Source organism: Agromyces neolithicus, assembly GCF_039529735.1.
Lineage (GTDB): Bacteria > Actinomycetota > Actinomycetes > Actinomycetales > Microbacteriaceae > Agromyces > Agromyces neolithicus.
Map to the genome: position 1 here is coordinate 1 of NZ_BAAANJ010000020.1, position 17,173 is coordinate 17,173.

Sequence of the window (17,173 nt, forward strand, 5' to 3'; positions counted from 1 at the left end):
CTCCTCCCCCTCCCCCTCCTCCCAATCCCGCGCCTCCCCCGTGATGTCGCGCGAACGGTCGTTTCACCCGTCGCATGCGGGCGATCTGCGCGACATCACGAGTGTGGCCGCGGTGCGAGAATGGGTGACATGGCGAATTCGAGCGACACCTCCACCACTGAGACCCGGGCTGCGGCCGTCACCGACGAAGAGGCGGGTCGCAACGCCAATCGCTCGACGACGCCGAGTTCCGAGGGGTTCAAGCGGTTCATCGGCAGCGGCTGGGCCGACCGCGACGAGACGCTGCCGTCGGCGCGCGAGCAGGCCTCGTTCGCCGCGGCCCGACGTGCGAAGGTCTCGGCGGCGTTCCCCGGGCAGCGTCTCATCGTGCCCGCCGGCGACATGAAGCAGCGCGCCAACGACACCGACTACCCGTTCCGCGCGCACTCGGCGTTCGCGCACCTCACCGGCTGGGGCTCCGATTCCGAGCCGGGGGCCGTGCTCGTCTTCGAGCCCACCGCCGACGGCCACGATGCCACCGTCTACTTCCGCGAGCGCGCAGGCCGCGACTCCGAGGAGTTCTACGCGAACCCCGCCATCGGCGAGTTCTGGATCGGCGCTCGCCCGTCGCTCGCGCACGTCGCGGCCGACCTCGCCGTGGCGACGCGCGGCCTCGACGAGTTCGACCACGTGGTCGACGCCGTCGACACCGCGACCCTCGTGCTGCGCGAGGCAGATGCATCCGTCACCGAGCGGGTCGACCATGCGCGCATCCGGTTCGCCGCCGAGCAGGCGCTGTCGACGAACGCGGCCGACGCGCCGTTCTCGATCGAGGTGGGCGCGTCGCACGAGCCCGACGGCGAGCTCGCCCGGGTCGTCTCCGAACTGCGGCTCGTGAAAGACGAGTTCGAGCAGGCCGAGATGCGCGCGGCGATCGATGCAACCCGGCGCGGCTTCACCGAGGTCATCGCCGAACTGCCGCGCATCACCGCCGAGGTCCGCGGCGAGCGGGTCATCGAGGGTGTGTTCGCGACCCGAGCCCGCCTCGACGGAAACGCCGTGGGCTACGACTCGATCGCCGCGGCCGGTCCGCACGCCACGATCCTGCACTGGACCCGCAACGACGGCCCCGTCGTGCCCGGCGACCTCGTGCTGCTCGACGCGGGTGTCGAGCTCGACAGTTACTACACGGCCGACATCACGCGCACGTTCCCGGTCAGCGGCACCTACTCGGCAGTGCAGCGACAGATCTACGACGCCGTGCTCGAGGCGGCCGACGCGGCATTCGCCATCGTGAAGCCCGGGGTGATCTTCCGCGAGGTGCATGCCGCGGCCATGCAGGTCATCGCCCGCAAGACCGCCGAGTGGGGCTTTCTGCCGGTCTCGGCTGAAGAGTCGCTCGAGCCCGACAACCAGTTCCACCGCCGCTACATGGTGCACGGCACGAGCCACCACCTCGGCCTCGACGTGCACGACTGCGCGCAGGCGCGACGCGACATGTACATGGACGGCGTGCTCGAGGCCGGAATGGTGTTCACGATCGAGCCCGGGCTCTACTTCCAGCCCGACGATCTCACCGTGCCCGAGGAGTTCCGCGGCATCGGCGTGCGCATCGAGGACGACATCCTCGTCACCGCCGACGGCGCCGAGAACCTCTCGGCGGGCATCCCGCGAACGGCCGACGAGGTCGAGGCCTGGGTGCGCGGCGCAGGTCACTGAGCCGCGCCACCGCCCACCGGGTCAGGTCGAGGCTGATGCGCCGCGATCGGCACGGCGGGCTCGCCACCACGCCCAGAATCGGGCGAGCTGGCGCTTGGTGAACGCGGCGAGGCGCTTCGCCCAGGCGAACTCGGTGCCGAGGATCGCGAGCCCGAGGAACACGACGAGCCACCCCGGTCCGGGCAGCGGCACGAGCAGCAGCCCGAGCGCGGCGATGGCACCGCCGAGCAGGGCCACAACCAGGCGGTACGCGCGCCGGAGTGCCGGCGTGCCCTCGATGCGACGACGGATGACCCGCAGGAGTCGTCGAATCGGCCGGTCGGGTCGCTCGCCCTCGGCGATCGCGTGCTGAATCTCCCGCTCGGTCACCATGCACGACACGATATATCGCGAGACTGGGAGTGCGCCGAAGCCGCCGCGAGAAATGCCGGCGCGTACGAGTCGAGAGTGCACTCGCCGCCCTGCCGGAGGGCGACGAGTGCACGCTCGACCCCGGTCGTGGTCGGGACGGATCTGGCGGATGCGATCGCCTCGGTCTACATTGTGCGCAGACCTGATCTGCACCACCCGACGCTGGAGAATCCATGTCGCACCGCAAACCCGCACTCCTCGCCCTCGGCGCCGTCGGCGTCGCTGCCGCGCTGCTCGCCGCCCCGTCGCTCGCAACCGCGGCGCCCGCCGACCCGGGCGCGCCACGGTACGGTGCGGGGGCCGACGGCGCCGGCGACCCGTACTTCCCGCTCGCCGGCAACGGCGGCATCGACGTACTGCACTACGACCTCGACCTCGACTACACGCCGGCACCACCCGAACCGGCACCGATCGAGGGGAACCTGAGCGCGGTCGCGACGATCGACCTGCTCGCCATGCAGGACCTCGATCAGTTCAACCTCGACCTGCGCGGCCTGACGGCCTCGGAGGTCACGGTCGGCGGCAAGCCGATGGCCTTCACGCAGAGTGCGAACGAGCTCATCATCACGCCGCGTCCGAAGCTCAAGGCCGGAGCCGAGGCGCAGGTCGTCGTGACCTACGGCGGCACGACGATCCGGCCGAGGGACATCGAGGACGCCCTCTACGGCTGGGTCACCACGCGCGACGGCGCGATGGTCGTGAGCGAACCCGACGGCTCGGCCACGTGGTTCCCGGTGAACGACCACCCCACCGACAAGTCGACGTACACGTTCGAGATCACCGTTCCCGAGGGACTCGTCGCGGTCGCGAACGGCCTGCCCGCCGGTGAGCCCGTCACCGAAGGCGGCACGACGACATGGTTCTGGGACGCGCCAGACCCGATGGCCGCCTACCTCGCGACCGCGAGCGTCGGCGACTACGTGGTCGACGAGTACACCGCCGCGAACGGCACGCCGATCTTCGACGCGGTCGACCCGACGCGCCTCGGCGCACCCTCGGCCGGCCTCGCCCTCACGAGCGACATGCTCGTCTTCTTCGAGGATCTCTACGGTCCCTATCCCTTCAACTCATATGGCGCGATCGTCGACGACGACTCGGTCGGCTACGCGCTCGAGACGCAGACGCGCTCGTTCTTCTCCCGCAACGCACGCGAGGGCACGGTCGCTCACGAGCTCGCCCACCAGTGGATGGGCGATCACGTGAGCCCCGAGCGCTGGGCCGACATCTGGCTGAACGAGGGCTGGGCGACATACTCCACCTGGATGTGGACCGAGCACCGTGGCGGCGACTCGGCGCAGACGTCGTTCGACGACTACTACGCGATCCCCGCCGACGATCCCGAGTGGGACCTCATCGTCGCCGACCCCGGCCCTTTCGGCCTCTTCCAGAACCCGGTCTACGACCGCGGCGCCTCAACACTGCACGCGCTGCGGGTGAAGATCGGCGACCACGCGTTCTTCGAGGTGGCGCAGACGTGGGTCGAGCGCTTCGGGGGCGGCACCGCCTCGACCGCCGACTTCATCGCACTCTCGGAGGAGGTGTCGGGGCAGGACCTCGAGACGTTCTTCGACGTGTGGCTGTACACGCCCGAGAAGCCGGTCAGCTGGTAGCCCCCGACTCACCTGGCACGGCGCTCAGTCGCCGGCGTTGCGGCGCTCGCGGGCGGCGCGGCGCGCGGCGTCCTGCGCCTCGCCGTAGGTGAGACCGCGCGGCTCGTCGTCGACGGCCTCGCCGGTGGCGGCATCGGATGTCGCGGACTCGGCGTCGCCCGCCGCAGCCTCGCTGTCGGCGTGGGGGGCCGGCGTGTCCACGGGCGGTGCAGAGGGTGACGCGACCGGCGGGGCCGGGGCATCCGTCGTACCGAGCACCTGACGTGCCCTGGTGACGTGCGCCGGTTCGGCGATGATCGCGTAGCGGGTGGCGAGCACCTGCATGGTCGAGGTGAAGTCGCGGCGCCGGCGGTTGACCGAGTACGACACGAGGCCGAAGATCATGCCGAAGCCGGCGCCGAGCAGGATCGCCGAGATGAGGATGCCGACCGACGTGCCGGTCGGCGAGAAGATGAAGAACAGCAGGCCGAGGAAGGTTCCGAACCACGCCCCCGAGATCGCCCCGGCGCCGCCCGCCCGGCCCCACGTGAGCTTGCCGGTGATGCGCTCGACCGTCGTCAGGTCGGTGCCGACGATCGCGAGCTCTTTCACCGGGAACTCGGCCTTGGCGAGCGTGTCGACCGCCGCCTGCGCCTCGGGATAGGTCTCGAAGGTCGCAACGGTCTCACCCTTCGGCAGGGTGGGGTACTGGCGGCCCATGCGGCCACCGAACGGCGATTGATTCGTCACCTCGTCATTCTCCCATGACGCGGGCGGCGGGCCGCCCGTGAAGGGGCCGGGTCGGGGCGTGCGGGGTCTAAGTTGGAAGCGTGAGCGCCACGAGAGTCTTCGTCGCCCGACTCGCCGGGTCATCCGTCTTCGACCCCAACGGCGAGCGGGTCGGCAAGGCGCGCGACGTGCTGGTCGTCTACCGCAAGAACGACCCGCCACGGGTCGTCGGCCTCATCGTCGAGATCCCGGGCAAACGCCGCGTGTTCGTCTCGATCGGGCGGGTCACGTCGATCAGCGGCGGCCAGATCATCACGACGGGCCTCATCAACCTGCGCCGCTTCGAGCAGCGCGGCGGCGAGGTGCGCGTCATCGCCGAGATGCTCGGGCGCAAGGTCGCCTTCAACGACGGCTCGGGAGTCGCGACCGTCGAAGACGTCGCGATCGAAGAGCAGGAGCCCGGCGAGTGGCAGGTCGACCAGCTCTTCGTGCGGCGACCCAAGGGCGCATCTCCGTTCTCGAAGGGGCAGTCGGCCTACGTCACGTGGCGCGAGGTGCGCGAGGCAAGCGCCCCGGGTGAGGCGCAGTCGGCCGAGCAGCTGATCGCCACCTACTCCGAGCTGAAGCCCGCCGACCTCGCCAACACCCTGCTCGACCTGCCTGCGCAGCGGCGGCAGGAGGTTGCTGAAGAACTGCCCGACGACCGGCTCGCCGACGTGCTCGAAGAGATGCCCGAGTCCGAGCAGGTGCACATCCTCGCCGGGCTCGGCGACGACCGCGCCGCCGACGTGCTCGACCACATGCAACCCGACGACGCCGCCGACCTCATCGCGCAGTTGCCCGACGAGCGCGGCGAGCACCTGCTCGAGCTCATGGAGCCCGAAGAGGCCGACGACGTGCGGTTCCTGCTCTCGTACGGCCCCGACACGGCGGGCGGCCTCATGACGCCCGAGCCCATCATCGTGTCGGCCGACGCGACCGTCGCCGAGGGACTCGCGCTCATCCGACGCCACGACCTGCCGCCCGCGCTCGGCGCGGCGGTGTGCGTGACCCTGCCGCCCTATGAGCCGCCGACCGGCCGCTTCCTCGGCATCGTGCACTTCCAGCGCATGCTGCGCTACCCGCCGCATGAGCGGCTCGGCACCCTCATCGACCAGGGCCTCGAGCCCGTCAGGGCCGACACGTCGGCAGCCGAGGTCAGCCGCATCCTCGCGAGCTACGACCTCGTGTCGGTGCCGGTCGTCGACGAGAAGCATCGACTCGTCGGGGTGGTGACGATTGACGACGTGCTCGACTACCTCCTGCCCGATGACTGGCGAAGTCATCCCGAGGATTCCGATATGGGCCGCCGCGCGGCGGCGCGCGCCCAGTTGATGACCGGAAGTATCCCGATCCCACCCGGAAGGAGGGCAGGAGATGGCACGCACTGACGTCGACGACCGGCGATTCGACACCCCGAAGGGCACCCGCCGATCCGTGTCCTTCCGCGGGTCGGGCGACAACGACCGGTTCGGTCGCTTCACCGAGTGGGTCGCACGCGGAATGGGAACCCCGGGGTTCCTGCTCGCCCTCTCGGTGTTCGCGATCGGCTGGATGGTGTGGAACACGTTCGCGCCCGAGAACCTGCGGTTCGATTCGATCGCGATCGGGTTCACCGCGCTCACCCTCGTGCTCTCGCTGCAGGCGTCCTACGCCGCACCGCTCATCCTGCTCGCGCAGAACCGGCAAGACGACCGCGACCGGGTGCAGATCGAGCAGGACCGCCAGCGCGCCGAGCGCAACCTCGCCGACACCGAATACCTCGCGCGCGAGGTCGTCGCGCTGCGGCTCGCCATGAAAGACCTGGCGTCGCGGGAGTTCATCCGCTCCGAGCTGCGCGCGGTGCTCGAGGAGCTCGACCGGCGTGACGAAGACGACGAGGCGGCGAATGTCCCGCGCTGACTCGACGGCACTGGCGGCGGCGGTGCGCGCCGCACTCACGAGTGTCATCGACCCCGAGATCCGCAAGCCCATCACCGAGCTCGACATGGTCGACCGGGTGGTCGCCGGCGAAGATGGGCGGGTCGAGGTCGGCATCCGGCTGACGATCGTCGGATGCCCCGCCTCCGACCGCATCGAACGTGATGTGCGTCAGGCGGCCGAGTCAGTGGCCGGTGCCGGCAACGCCGCCGTCGAGCTCTCGGTGATGACGCCCGAGCAGCGGGCGGCCCTCACAGAGCGCCTGCGCGGTGGGCGAGCCGCGCGCACGAATCCGTTCGGCCCGGGCACGCTCACGAAGGTGCTGGCCGTGACGAGCGGCAAGGGCGGCGTCGGCAAGTCGACGATCACGGCGAACCTCGCGGTCGCGCTCGCGGCGCGCGGGCTCGCCGTCGGGCTCGTCGACGCCGACGTGCACGGCTTCTCGATCCCCGGGCTGCTCGGGCTCGTCGACGACGCCGGTCTCGCGGCACGGCCGACCCGGGTCGACGAGATGATCCTGCCGCCCGTCGCGCACGGCGTGAAGGTGATCTCGATCGGCATGTTCGTCGAACCGAGCGAGGCCGGCGGGCGGGCGTCGTCGACCGCCGTCGCCTGGCGCGGGCCGATGCTGCACCGCACGCTGTCGCAGTTCCTCACCGACGTGTACTTCGGCGATCTCGACGTGCTGCTGGTCGACCTGCCACCCGGCACGGGTGACATCGCGATCTCGCTCGGCCAGCTGCTGCCCAATGCCGAGGTCGTCGTCGTGACGACGCCGCAGCCCGCCGCGGCCGACGTCGCCGAGCGCTCGGGGGTCGTCGCGCGGCAGACCGGCCAGCGCATCGTCGGGGTCATCGAAAACATGGCTGGGTTGGTGCAGCCCGGCGGCGAGGTGCTCGAGCTCTTCGGTGCCGGCGGCGGTGTGCTCGTGGCCGAGCGGCTCTCAGCGGGTCAGCCCGACTCGGTGCCGCTGCTCGCGAGCGTGCCGCTCAGCATGGCGTTGCGGCAGGGCGGCGACGCCGGTGTGCCCGTGGTCATCGCCGCGCCCGACGATCCCGCCGCCCGAGCCATCGAGTCGGCGGCCGCCCAGCTCGCCGCACTCCCCCGAGACCTCGCCGGCCGGCGGCTCGACGTCAGCCTGCGATGACTCCCACGCCGCGCGCCCGTCTGATGAGCCGGTTCACCGTCGGCGTCGTGGTCGCGATCGTCACGGTCGGTCTCGCGGCGTGCGCGGCACCGTCGGCGCCGGCAGGCGTGCCCGACGGCATCACCGCCGAACTGCGGCAGGGCCGCTTCGACGTCGAGGCCCGGCAGCTCGTCGTGCACGTCGAGAACGGCAGCCCATCGCCCTTGGACGTCGACCGCCTCACGGTCACGGCACCCGTGTTCGCCCAGCCGCTCGAGCACGACCGTTCGTTCGACCTTTCGGCCGGCCAGGGCATCGACATCCGCATCGACCTACCCGACCCGCAGTGCGGAAGCGGCGAGGGCGAACCGCGCGTCGACCTGCGGGGCCGCATCGGTGACCAGCCATTCATGGGCGTGGTCGCCCCGACCGACCCGTTCGACACCCTCGAGCGCATCGGCGCCACCGATTGCCTCACCGCGTCGGTCGACGCCGTCGCCGCGATCACGCTCCCCGAGCACCTGCGCACGACCGGAGACGGGGCGGCGAAACGCGCCTGGATCGACGTCGTGCTCACCCCCGAGCCGACCGGAGACGCGTCGTTCACCGTCGATGTCGTACATGGCACGACCCTGCTCAATGCCGAGGACGGCCCCGAATGGCCGCTCGCGCTCGACGTCGCCGCGGGCGGCGAGCCGATCACGGTGCCGCTCGCCGTGCGCCCGGCGCGGTGCGACGCGCACGCGATCGCCGACGACAAGCGCGGCACGATCCTGCCGTTCGAGATCACGACCAGCGACGGGCTCACGGGCCGCATCGACCGGTCGTCGGGCGACACGTTGCAGGCCGAGCTGTACGACTACGTCACCGAGCGCTGCGGCCTCGGGTGACGCCCGTCGGGTAGCCGCGCTCGCGCATTCCGTGGGTCGACGAGGGCCCAAGTCAGGAGAATGGGCACGATCCCCCCTTCACACGGCGCATCGAGTCCATTCTCCTGAGTCAGGTGGCCTGGCTTGGCCGAGTGGCCCGCGCACAGAGCCTGCTACAGGCGTGGCGGCTCGACCACGCGTGCCAGCAACTCGACGAGCAGCCGCTCGGTGAGCGGCCCCGGCAGTGCTTCGACCAGCGCGAGCACGGGCGCCATGCGATCGGGCAGGGCGCCGGCGCCGCCGGCGGTGCCGCCATCGCCATCCGAAGCGGCGTCACCGCCGAGCAGCCCCGCCGCCCGCAGCAGCCCGGCGGCGCTGTCGGAGTCGAGCATCACCGCTGCCGCCTCGAGTGCTTCGGCGCCCCCCGGCAGCGCCGCCGAAAGACCCGCAGCCACGACGGCACCATCGACCGGCGGCACCCCGCGCACAGCGTCGGCCGCGGCGTCGAGCGCCGCGGCGAGCTCGGGCACCACCGCCTCGGTGACCGGCGTCACGGTGAGGTGCGTGGTGTGCGGCAGCCGAGAACCGTCGGATTGAATGAGCCCAGGCTGCAGTTGCAGGTGCCATCCCGACGCACGAGCCGCATCGGCCCAGTGGTGCGGGTCGACCCGTCGTTCGACGGGCAGCGATTCGTCGGTCGCGACGGCGAGCAGCGGCCCGACGGGCGAGCCGACGACCCGCAGGCCCTCGATACGCTCGACGCACGAGCGCAGCGCGGCTGTCGCCCGTGCCGCGCGGCCGGTGAGCTCAGCGAACCCGGGCTCGCCGAGCGCCTCGACGATGGCCCAGGCCGCGGCGAGCGGCCCGGCGGGCTTCGAGCCGGTCATGGTCGGGTTCACGACGGGGTAGCCCGGCCAGCCGGTCGTGGCGAAGTACTGGTGCCGCTGCCGGTCGCGTCCGCGCGTGAGCAGCACCGAGACACCCTTCGGCGCGTAGCCGTACTTGTGCAGGTCGGCCGAGAGGCTCGTCACCCCGGGCACCGAGAAGTCCCAGGTGGGCAGCCGGTCGGGCCAGAATGCGAGTGCGAACCCGCCGATGCACGCGTCCACGTGCAGCGCGATGCCCCGCGGTGAGGTCATCGCCGCGACATCGGCTACCGGATCGAGGCTCGCGAACGGGTACGAGGGGGCGCTGACGACGACGAGCGCGACGTCGTCGCCGAGACGGTCTTCGATCTCGGCGAGCGCGGGCACCCCTGTCGCCGGGTCGACGGGCGCGAGGTCGAGTTCGAGACCGAAGTAGTGCGCGGCCTTGTGGAACGCGGCGTGCACGGTGACCGGTGCGACGATGCGCGGCACCCGGGGCGTGCCGAGCCTGGCGGCGCGCCACGCGTCGCGCGCGGACTTCACGGCGAGCAGGCAGCTCTCGGTGCCGCCCGACGTGACCGAGCCGACCACGTCGTCGTCGCCGCCGAACACGCTCCGCGCGAAGCCGACGACCGCGGCCTCCATCGCGGCGACCGAGGTGAACGTCGTCGGGTCGAGCCCGTTGACGGGCTGCACGAGCCGAGCCGCCGCCCCCGCGAGCTCGTCGAGCTCGGCGACCCCCGAGTCGTACACGTACGAGAGCACGCGGCCGCCGTGGGTGGGCGCATCGGCGGCGCGCAGCGCCTCGAGTTCGGCGATGATGTCGGATGCCTCGCGGCGCAGGTCGATTCGGCCGAAGTCGGTACGGCGCAGGTCGGTCATGGGGTGCTCCATTCGGGCGAGGCTGCGGCATCGGCGTTCACGTCGGCCCGGCGCAGCGGGTAGGCGCGCAGCACGACGACGCTGACGAGCACGAGCACCGCCGGGACGACGCTGAACGCGACCGCGATGCCGGCGATCGCGGCGGGCGACTGCGTGACGGACTCGGCGCCGGCCGACTCGATGTAGCCCGTGAGGGCGAGCACGATCGTCAGCAGCGTCGCGCCGAGCGCCATGCCGGCCGTCTCGCCCGCCGTCCACACGCCGCCGAAGCTGCCGGCGCGGTCGATACCGGTCTGGCGTGCGTCGTGCGAGATGACGTCGGGCAGCATCGCCATCGGCAGCGATTGCATGCCCGCGTACGCGGCACCCGCCACCGCGACGGGCAGGTAGACCCACGGCCCCGGTGCCCACACGAGCACGACCATGCTGAGGGCTGCGGCGGCGAACACGAGGCTCGCGATGCGGAATCCGCGCTCCTTGCCGATGCGGCCCGCAACACGCTGCCACACCGGCGCGAGCAGCACGGCGGGCGCGATGAGGGCGATGAAGAGCAGCGTCACCGCCGCCTCGGAGTCGAGCACCCAGGTCGCCACGAACTGCGCGCCCGCGAGCATCAGTCCGGTCGCGAGCCCCTGCAGCACGAACGCGCCCAGCAGCGTGCGGAACGGCGCGCTGCGCCGTAGCGCGCGAAAGCCCTCTGCATACCCGCCGCTGAGCTTCGACGCCGCGGGCGGGGCCGGCGGCGGGACATCCGCTCGCTTCGCAGTGCCCGCGCTCACGAACATGCCGATTCCGATCACGAGGCCGGCGACGACCGCCATCACCAGGTACCCGACGTACTCGTCGTCGAACGCGCGGCGCAGCTCGGGCCCGCCCGCGCCGAACAGCAGGATCGCGATCGTGAGCACCACGACGCGCCACGTCAGCAGCCGCGTGCGCTCGTCGTAGTCGGGCGTGAGCTCGGCCGGCAGGGCGATGTATGGCACCTGGAAGAGGCTGAACGCGGTGGCCGTCGCGAGGAACGCGACGAAGACCCAGATTCCGGATGCCCCGGGCCCGATGCCCGCCGGCACCGCGAAGGTCAGTGCGAACCCGACGGGCAGGGCGATCGCGCCGACGAGCATCCACGTGCGGCGGGTGCCGGTGCGGGCGAGGGCACGGTCGCTGCGGGCGCCGATCCACGGGTCGATCACGACGTCCCACACCTTCGCCGCGGTCACCACGAGACCGGCGATCAGCGCGGTCACTCCGAGGGTGTCGGTGAGGTAGTACACGAGCACGAGGCCGGGCAGGGTCGCGAAGCCGCCAGTGCCGATCGAACCGATCGCATATCGGGCGACGACCCCGCGCGCCAGAGGTCGCTGCACTGCGGTCATTCAGGCAGTGTACTCACTCGCCGGCGAAGTGGGTCAATTGACCTAGACTGTGCTGATGCGAGCCGCGATCGCCTCCCCCGCCCTCTTCCAGCGCCTCACCGACGATGTCGTCGCGTCGGGCGATGAGACCACCGCCGTGCCGACACCGTCGACCGGCGAGGTGCTGCACGAGCTGCCTCGCTCGAGCGCCGACGACGTGCGCGAGGCCGTGGCCCGGGCGCGCCTCGCGCAGCTCGCCTGGGCTCGCGCTGGATTCGCCGAGCGTCGCCGCGTGCTGCTCGCCGCGCACGACCTCATCCTCGAGCGTCGCGAGCTGCTGCTCGACCTCGTGCAGCTCGAGAGCGGCAAGACTCGCGGGCAGGCCTTCGAAGAGGTGTTCCAGGCGGCCGGCGTCACCCGCTACAACGCGCTCACGGCACGCCGCGTACTCGGTGGCCGCCGCAAGCGGTCGGGACTGCCCACCGTCTTCACCACCCGCATGCGCTTCCGCCCGAAGGGCGTCGCCGGGGTCATCACGCCGTGGAACTGGGCCCTGAGCCTCGCGGCGATGGACGTCGTGCCCGCCCTCGCCGCCGGCTGCGCCGTGGTGCAGAAGGCCGACGACCAGGGCGCCCTGTCGATCCTTGCACTGCGCCGCGCGTTCATCGACGCCGGCGTGCCCGAGGCGCTGTGGGCGGTCGTCACCGGGCCCGCGGCCGAGGTCGGCGAGGCCCTGACCGACGAGGCCGACTACATCTGCTTCACCGGGTCGACGGCCACCGGTCGCAAGATCGCCGAGAAGGCCGGACGACGCCTGGTCGGGGCATCCCTCGAACTCGGCGGCAAGAACGCGCTGCTCGTGCTCGACGACGTCGACCCGGCGCAGGCGGCGGAAAGCGCCGCGCATGCCGCCTTCTCGACGATGGGGCAGCTCTGCGTGTCGATCGAACGCATCTACGTCGACCAGAAGGTGGCCGCGCCCTTCCAGCGCGCGCTCATCGGCAGCCTCCGCGAGGCGAAGCTCGGCTCTGCCCTCGAGTACGACGCCGACTTCGGCTCGCTCGCGACCGCGGCGCAACTCGAGCGTGTCGAGGCGCACCTCGCCGACGCCGTCGCCAAGGGCGCGACCGTGCTCGTCGGCGGGCGTCACCGCCCAGACCTGGGGCCGTGGTTCTTCGAGCCGACCGTGCTCACCGGGGTCACTCCCGACATGAAGGTGTACGCCGAAGAGACCTTCGGCGCCATCGCGTCGCTCTACCTCGTGGGCGGCGACGACGAGGCCGTGCTCGCCGCGAACGCGAGCGACTACGGCCTGAACGCGGCGGTCTTCACGCGGTCTGCGGGCCGCGCACGGCGCATCGCCGACGCGCTCGAGGCCGGCAGCGTGAACATCAACGAGGGCTACCGAGGCTCGTTCTCATCGGTCGCGGCGCCCATGGGCGGCATCAAGCAGTCAGGCCTCGGGCGCCGCAACGGCGAGGCCGGCCTGCTGCGTTTCGTCGACCCCGTCACGGTCTCGTCGACGACCGGGCTCTTGCAGCTGCCGCGCACCGCCGCCGAGTACACCACGAAGGTCGGGCTGATGGTGCTGCTCGCTCGCGTGCTCAAGGCGATCCGCCGCGCCTGACGCGTGCCACGCGTCATCCGAGTCGTACGGCTCGCGCGCTCTGCGCCACTTTCGCACCCGCTGCGCCAGCCCAGCCGGCGCAGGGGCGCCGAAGTGGCGCAACGCTGCCCGCGTCAGGTCGCTTCGGAGTCGAACGGTGCCGGTTCTTCGGCCCCGAGTGCCTCGCGCTTGCGCTTGCGCTGCAGGTAGGCGGAGTTCTCATTCACCGCGGCCCGACCGACCACGGGTGCGGGCGTCTTCTCTTCGGCGAACGGGTCGACGTCGGTGAGGGCTTCGCGGATGATGCGGCGCGGGTCGTACTGGCGCGGGTCGAGCTTCTTCCAGTCCATGTCGTTGAAGTCGGGGCCCATCTCTTCGCGCACACGGTCTTTGGCGCCGCTGGCCATATCGCGAAGCGAGCGCACGAGACGCCCGAGCTGGGCCGCGTAGTGCGGCAGTCGTTCGGGCCCGAGCAGGAAGACGGCGATGACTCCTACGATGAGGAGCTTGTCGAACGTCAGTCCACCGAACATCCTTACAGGATAGTCGGCGGCGAGGCATCCGAACGCCACGCCGCCGCACCTTTAGGCTGGGGACTCCAGAGATTCATCCGGGAGCCGAGAAACGTGACCGATCACGACCTGAACTGGAAGTATGTCGACGAGTCCGTCGTCGAGTCCGAACCCATCGCGAAGGCCCGCCAGCAGTCCCTCGAACTCGGCGTCGAGCCGATCTCGCCGGCAGTCGGCGCGCAGCTCGCGGTCATCGCCGCGGCCACTCGGGCGGGTTCGATCATCGAGGTCGGCACGGGCGTCGGCGTCTCAGGTCTCTGGATGCTGCAGGCATCGCCGCGCGCGCAGCTCACGTCGATCGACACCGAGAACGAGTACCAGCAGCACGCGCGAGCGCATTTCGCCGACGCCGGCATCACCGCGGCGCGGGTGCGGCTCATCGCAGGGCGTGCGGGCGAGGTGCTCCCCCGCATGAACGAGAGCTCCTACGACATCGTGTTCGTCGATGCCGACGCACCGTCGGTGATCGAGTACGCCGAGCACGGGCTGCGCCTGGCCAAGCCCGGAGGCAGCGTGCTCGTGGCACGTGCGCTGTGGAAGGGCCGGGTCGCCGACCCGTCGAAGCGCGACGAGGCCGCCAGTGCCTTTCGCACGCTCATCGCCGAGCTGGCGTCGTCGTCGGCGGTGGCGACGGCGATCTCGCCCGCCGGAGACGGGCTGCTGCAGATCGTCAAGCTCGGCGCCTGACCTTCGCCGGTCGAGTGGCGAAGCGAATCGAGACCCCACCCAAAACGCCACGAGCCCCGAGTCTCCTCGGGGCTCGTTGACGTACGTGTGACTCAGGCAGGGTTCACGACGCCACCGAGGACGTCGTAGAGCTCCTTGGCCTCAGCGTCGTTCACCGAGACGACGAGACGGCCGCCACCCTCGAGCGGAACCCGCACGATGATGAGTCGACCCTCCTTCACAGCCTCCATAGGCCCGTCTCCGGTGCGTGGCTTCATGGCCGCCATTGAGCTCCCCTTTCGTGGCTGAGCTTCCATTATCGGTCATCAGCGCCGTGGCTGTGAAATCGCCGCGAGTCTTCGGCGCGCCGAATTTCTCTGGACTGGTCGCGCTCTCACGGGCGACGCCAGACGTTTTCCCCTGCGATCAGGGGGGCGTCCAGTCGATGCCGTCGATGCCCCACGCGATCATCAGCCAGCCGACCTGCAGCGCGATGAACACCATCACGATCGCCCACCGGTACCATCGGGCCCGCGGCACCGCGAGCGCCCCGACGACGGGGAACATCGGCGCGAGAATGCGGAACGTGCTCGATTGCGGAAAGAACACGGCCACCAGGTACAGCCCGTAGCTCGCGAGCCACAGCCTGATGTCGACGCCGAGTCGCTTCACCGCGGGCAGGAACAGCATCGCCGCGAAGCTCACGACGAGCACGACGAGGGCGGCGATGCCGAGCCATGCCGGCAGCCGCACCCATTCGGCCCACCACGCGGCGCCTTGGAACCACGCGGTGAACGGCACGAGTTCCTGATATCCGATGTAGGCCGACCGCCACGCGAGCTCGGTGTCGGTGTACCCGTGGAAGTCGCCGGTCACGAGCCACACGATGCCCGGCCACGCGAATCCCGCGACGACCGCGAAGGCGGTGACGGCTGCCGCGACCACCCGCTCGCGCATCGGGAACGGGTCGCGCTCGCGCTGCCACCACCGCCACACCCAGTGCAACCCGAGCGTGAGGGCGAATGCCAGCGCCCCGGGGCGGGTGAACGCCCACGCCGTGAGCACGGGCACGAGCCATCCGTATCTTCGGTCGACGAGCAGCAGCAGCGCGAGCGCGAGCCACAGGAATCCGAGCGATTCGGCGTACCCGAACTGCATGATCGGCGACACCGGCGCGACGGCGAACAGCACGACCGCGAACAGGGCGCGGTCGGGTTCGAGGAATCGAGACATGAGGCGGTGCAGCACGAGGGCCGCGCCGAGGCCTGCGAGCACCGCGATGGTGACGGATGCCGCGTTCCACGGCAACCCGAGCGACGTGAGCATTCCCGACAACACGGGGAACACGGGTAGGAACGCCCACGCGTTCTCGGCGACGTGGCCGGCGTCGGTGATCGGCAGCTCCCGCGGGTAGCCGCCGATCCAGATGATCTGGTACCACCGCGCATCCCACAGGTTGGCGTACTCGAAGTATCCCGGCCTGGGGCCGGTCCACGGATTGGGGCCCTGCAGGCTCGCGAGCATGAGCACGATCGTCGTGGTGATGAGTCGGGCGCCGAGGTAGATGGCGACGACCTTGGCCCACCACGGGGCGAGCCGCCATCGCACGCGCGGCGACCAGCGCGTCGCGCGGAAAGGGTCGCGCTCGCGCGTGGCAGGCTGCGACGTGCTCATGCGGCGCGACCGGTCAGCGGGCCACGCCCGTGAGCCAGGCCCGCAGCGCGTGCTCGGTCGAGCGGATCTGGTCGAGCGCCACGCGCTCGTCGTCGGCGTGCGCCTTCAGCGGGTCGCCCGGGCCGAAGTTCACGGCGGGCACGCCGAGCGCGCTGAATCGCGCGACGTCGGTCCACCCGTACTTCGGGCGTGCCTCGGCGCCGACCGCGCGCACGAACTGCTGCGCGAGCGGTGCGTCGAGGCCCGGTCGTGCGCCCTCGGCGCCGTCGACGACGGTCACCTCGTAGTCGTCGAAGAACTCGCGCACGAGCTCGGATGCCTCGGCCAGGCTGCGGCTCGGAGCGAAGCGGTAGTTCACGTCGAGCACGGCGTCGTCGGGGATGACGTTGCCCGCGACGCCGCCCCGCACCACGACGGCGTTGAGGCCCTCGCGGTAGGCGAGCCCGTCGACCTCGACGGTCTCGGCCTCGAACTCGACGAGGCGCGTGAGCGCGGGCGCGAGCTTGTGGATCGCGTTCTCGCCGACCCAGCTGCGCGCCGAGTGCGCCCGCAGCCCGGTGGTGCGCACCTCGGCGCGCAGAGTGCCGTTGCACCCGCCCTCGACGTGCCCGTTCGACGGCTCGCCGAGGATGGCGAAGTCCGCCTCGAACAGGTCGGGCCGGTTGCCCGCGAGCCGGCCGAGGCCGTTGAGCCCCGCGGCGACCTCTTCGTGGTCGTACCACATCCACGTGACGTCGACGATGGGCTCGGTGAGCTCTGCCGCGAGCTTCAGCTGCACTGCGACGCCGGCCTTCATGTCGACCGTGCCGCGCCCCCAGAGGTGGTCGACGCCGTCGACGGTCTCGAAACGGGTCGGCAGGTTCTCGTTGATCGGCACCGTGTCGAGGTGCCCCGCGATCACGACCCGGCGGTCGCGGCCGAGATTCGTGCGTGCGACGATCGTGTCGCCGTCGCGGATGATCTCGAGATGGGATGCCCGAGCGAGCGCCGACTCGACGAGGTCGGCCAGGATCGTCTCGTCGCCCGAGACGCTCGGCACGTCGCAGATCGCCCGCGTGAGCGCGACGGAGTCGGCGGAAAGATCGAGCGAGGTCGGGGTCTCGGCGGGCATCCCCCAAGTCTATGGGCGTTGATCGGGCGTGCCATGTGGCAGTCAACCTCTTCCCCCGCC

The 17,173-nt window shown here is 71.1% G+C and carries 16 protein-coding genes; 8 read left to right on the plus strand and 8 right to left on the minus strand.

The window, feature by feature from the left end:
- The first annotated feature begins 120 nt into the window (after nt 1-120).
- Nucleotides 121-1,698 carry an aminopeptidase P family protein gene (locus ABD164_RS16600; RefSeq protein WP_425545960.1) on the plus strand — a complete coding sequence of 526 codons (1,578 nt, stop codon included), beginning with the start codon at nt 121-123 and terminating at the stop codon, nt 1,696-1,698.
- Between the two features lie 21 nt (nt 1,699-1,719).
- On the opposite strand, the gene ABD164_RS16605 is transcribed toward ABD164_RS16600, so the two are convergent.
- Nucleotides 1,720-2,070 (minus strand): TIGR02611 family protein, encoded by a 351-nt coding sequence (locus tag ABD164_RS16605; RefSeq protein ID WP_344297574.1) that lies wholly within the window; start codon nt 2,068-2,070, stop codon nt 1,720-1,722.
- A gap of 212 nt (nt 2,071-2,282) precedes the next feature.
- On the opposite strand from ABD164_RS16605, the gene ABD164_RS16610 reads away from it, so the two are divergent.
- Nucleotides 2,283-3,719: a M1 family metallopeptidase gene (locus ABD164_RS16610; RefSeq protein WP_344297576.1), complete on the plus strand. Its 1,437-nt coding sequence runs from the start codon at nt 2,283-2,285 to the stop codon at nt 3,717-3,719.
- A 24-nt stretch (nt 3,720-3,743) separates the two neighbouring features.
- On the opposite strand, the gene ABD164_RS16615 is transcribed toward ABD164_RS16610, so the two are convergent.
- Nucleotides 3,744-4,448, minus strand: a complete 705-nt coding sequence (locus ABD164_RS16615; RefSeq protein WP_344297578.1) for a YflT domain-containing protein — start codon at nt 4,446-4,448, stop codon at nt 3,744-3,746.
- 80 nt (nt 4,449-4,528) lie between these two features.
- Between ABD164_RS16615 and ABD164_RS16620 the strand changes: the two genes are divergently transcribed.
- Genes ABD164_RS16620 through ABD164_RS16635 form a run of 4 tightly spaced genes read left to right on the plus strand, consistent with a single transcriptional unit; the run spans nt 4,529 to nt 8,402 of the window.
- Complete coding sequence (locus ABD164_RS16620) at nt 4,529-5,857, plus strand: magnesium transporter MgtE N-terminal domain-containing protein (protein ID WP_344297580.1); 1,329 nt, start codon at nt 4,529-4,531, stop codon at nt 5,855-5,857.
- On the plus strand, nt 5,844-6,368 hold the full coding sequence (locus ABD164_RS16625) for a DUF1003 domain-containing protein (protein ID WP_344297581.1): 525 nt from the start codon (nt 5,844-5,846) through the stop codon (nt 6,366-6,368). Before ABD164_RS16620 ends, ABD164_RS16625 begins: the two co-directional genes overlap by 14 nt.
- Complete coding sequence (locus ABD164_RS16630) at nt 6,355-7,533, plus strand: Mrp/NBP35 family ATP-binding protein (RefSeq protein WP_344297582.1); 1,179 nt, start codon at nt 6,355-6,357, stop codon at nt 7,531-7,533. Before ABD164_RS16625 ends, ABD164_RS16630 begins: the two co-directional genes overlap by 14 nt.
- A complete protein-coding gene (locus ABD164_RS16635; RefSeq protein ID WP_344297584.1) occupies nt 7,530-8,402 on the plus strand; it encodes a hypothetical protein in 873 nt (290 codons plus the stop codon). The genes ABD164_RS16630 and ABD164_RS16635 overlap by 4 nt, the downstream gene beginning before the upstream one ends.
- Nucleotides 8,403-8,554: 152 nt before the next feature.
- Here ABD164_RS16635 and ABD164_RS16640 read toward each other — a convergent pair whose 3' ends face one another.
- Nucleotides 8,555-10,129: a pyridoxal phosphate-dependent decarboxylase family protein gene (locus ABD164_RS16640; protein ID WP_344297586.1), complete on the minus strand. Its 1,575-nt coding sequence runs from the start codon at nt 10,127-10,129 to the stop codon at nt 8,555-8,557.
- Nucleotides 10,126-11,505, minus strand: coding sequence for an MFS transporter (locus ABD164_RS16645; RefSeq protein WP_344297588.1), 1,380 nt, complete (start codon nt 11,503-11,505; stop codon nt 10,126-10,128). The genes ABD164_RS16640 and ABD164_RS16645 overlap by 4 nt, the downstream gene beginning before the upstream one ends.
- A gap of 55 nt (nt 11,506-11,560) precedes the next feature.
- Here ABD164_RS16645 and ABD164_RS16650 point away from each other — a divergent pair, with 55 nt between their 5' ends.
- Nucleotides 11,561-13,111 (plus strand): succinic semialdehyde dehydrogenase, encoded by a 1,551-nt coding sequence (locus ABD164_RS16650; RefSeq protein WP_344297590.1) that lies wholly within the window; start codon nt 11,561-11,563, stop codon nt 13,109-13,111.
- A gap of 113 nt (nt 13,112-13,224) precedes the next feature.
- On the opposite strand, the gene ABD164_RS16655 is transcribed toward ABD164_RS16650, so the two are convergent.
- Nucleotides 13,225-13,623, minus strand: coding sequence for a twin-arginine translocase TatA/TatE family subunit (locus tag ABD164_RS16655; protein WP_344297592.1), 399 nt, complete (start codon nt 13,621-13,623; stop codon nt 13,225-13,227).
- 93 nt (nt 13,624-13,716) lie between these two features.
- Between ABD164_RS16655 and ABD164_RS16660 the strand changes: the two genes are divergently transcribed.
- Nucleotides 13,717-14,349, plus strand: coding sequence for an O-methyltransferase (locus ABD164_RS16660; protein ID WP_344297593.1), 633 nt, complete (start codon nt 13,717-13,719; stop codon nt 14,347-14,349).
- 92 nt (nt 14,350-14,441) lie between these two features.
- On the opposite strand, the gene ABD164_RS16665 is transcribed toward ABD164_RS16660, so the two are convergent.
- The 3 genes from ABD164_RS16665 to dapE all read right to left on the minus strand — a co-directional run bounded on the left by ABD164_RS16665 (nt 14,442) and on the right by dapE (nt 17,113).
- Nucleotides 14,442-14,615, minus strand: a complete 174-nt coding sequence (locus tag ABD164_RS16665) for a DUF3117 domain-containing protein (RefSeq protein WP_067875042.1) — start codon at nt 14,613-14,615, stop codon at nt 14,442-14,444.
- 139 nt (nt 14,616-14,754) lie between these two features.
- The gene (locus tag ABD164_RS16670) at nt 14,755-16,002 is read right to left on the minus strand and encodes a hypothetical protein (RefSeq protein WP_344297594.1); all 1,248 of its coding nucleotides are present in this window, start codon (nt 16,000-16,002) and stop codon (nt 14,755-14,757) included.
- Nucleotides 16,003-16,015: 13 nt separating this feature from the next.
- On the minus strand, nt 16,016-17,113 hold the full coding sequence (dapE, locus tag ABD164_RS16675) for a succinyl-diaminopimelate desuccinylase (protein ID WP_344297595.1): 1,098 nt from the start codon (nt 17,111-17,113) through the stop codon (nt 16,016-16,018).
- Between the last annotated feature and the right edge of the window lie 60 nt (nt 17,114-17,173).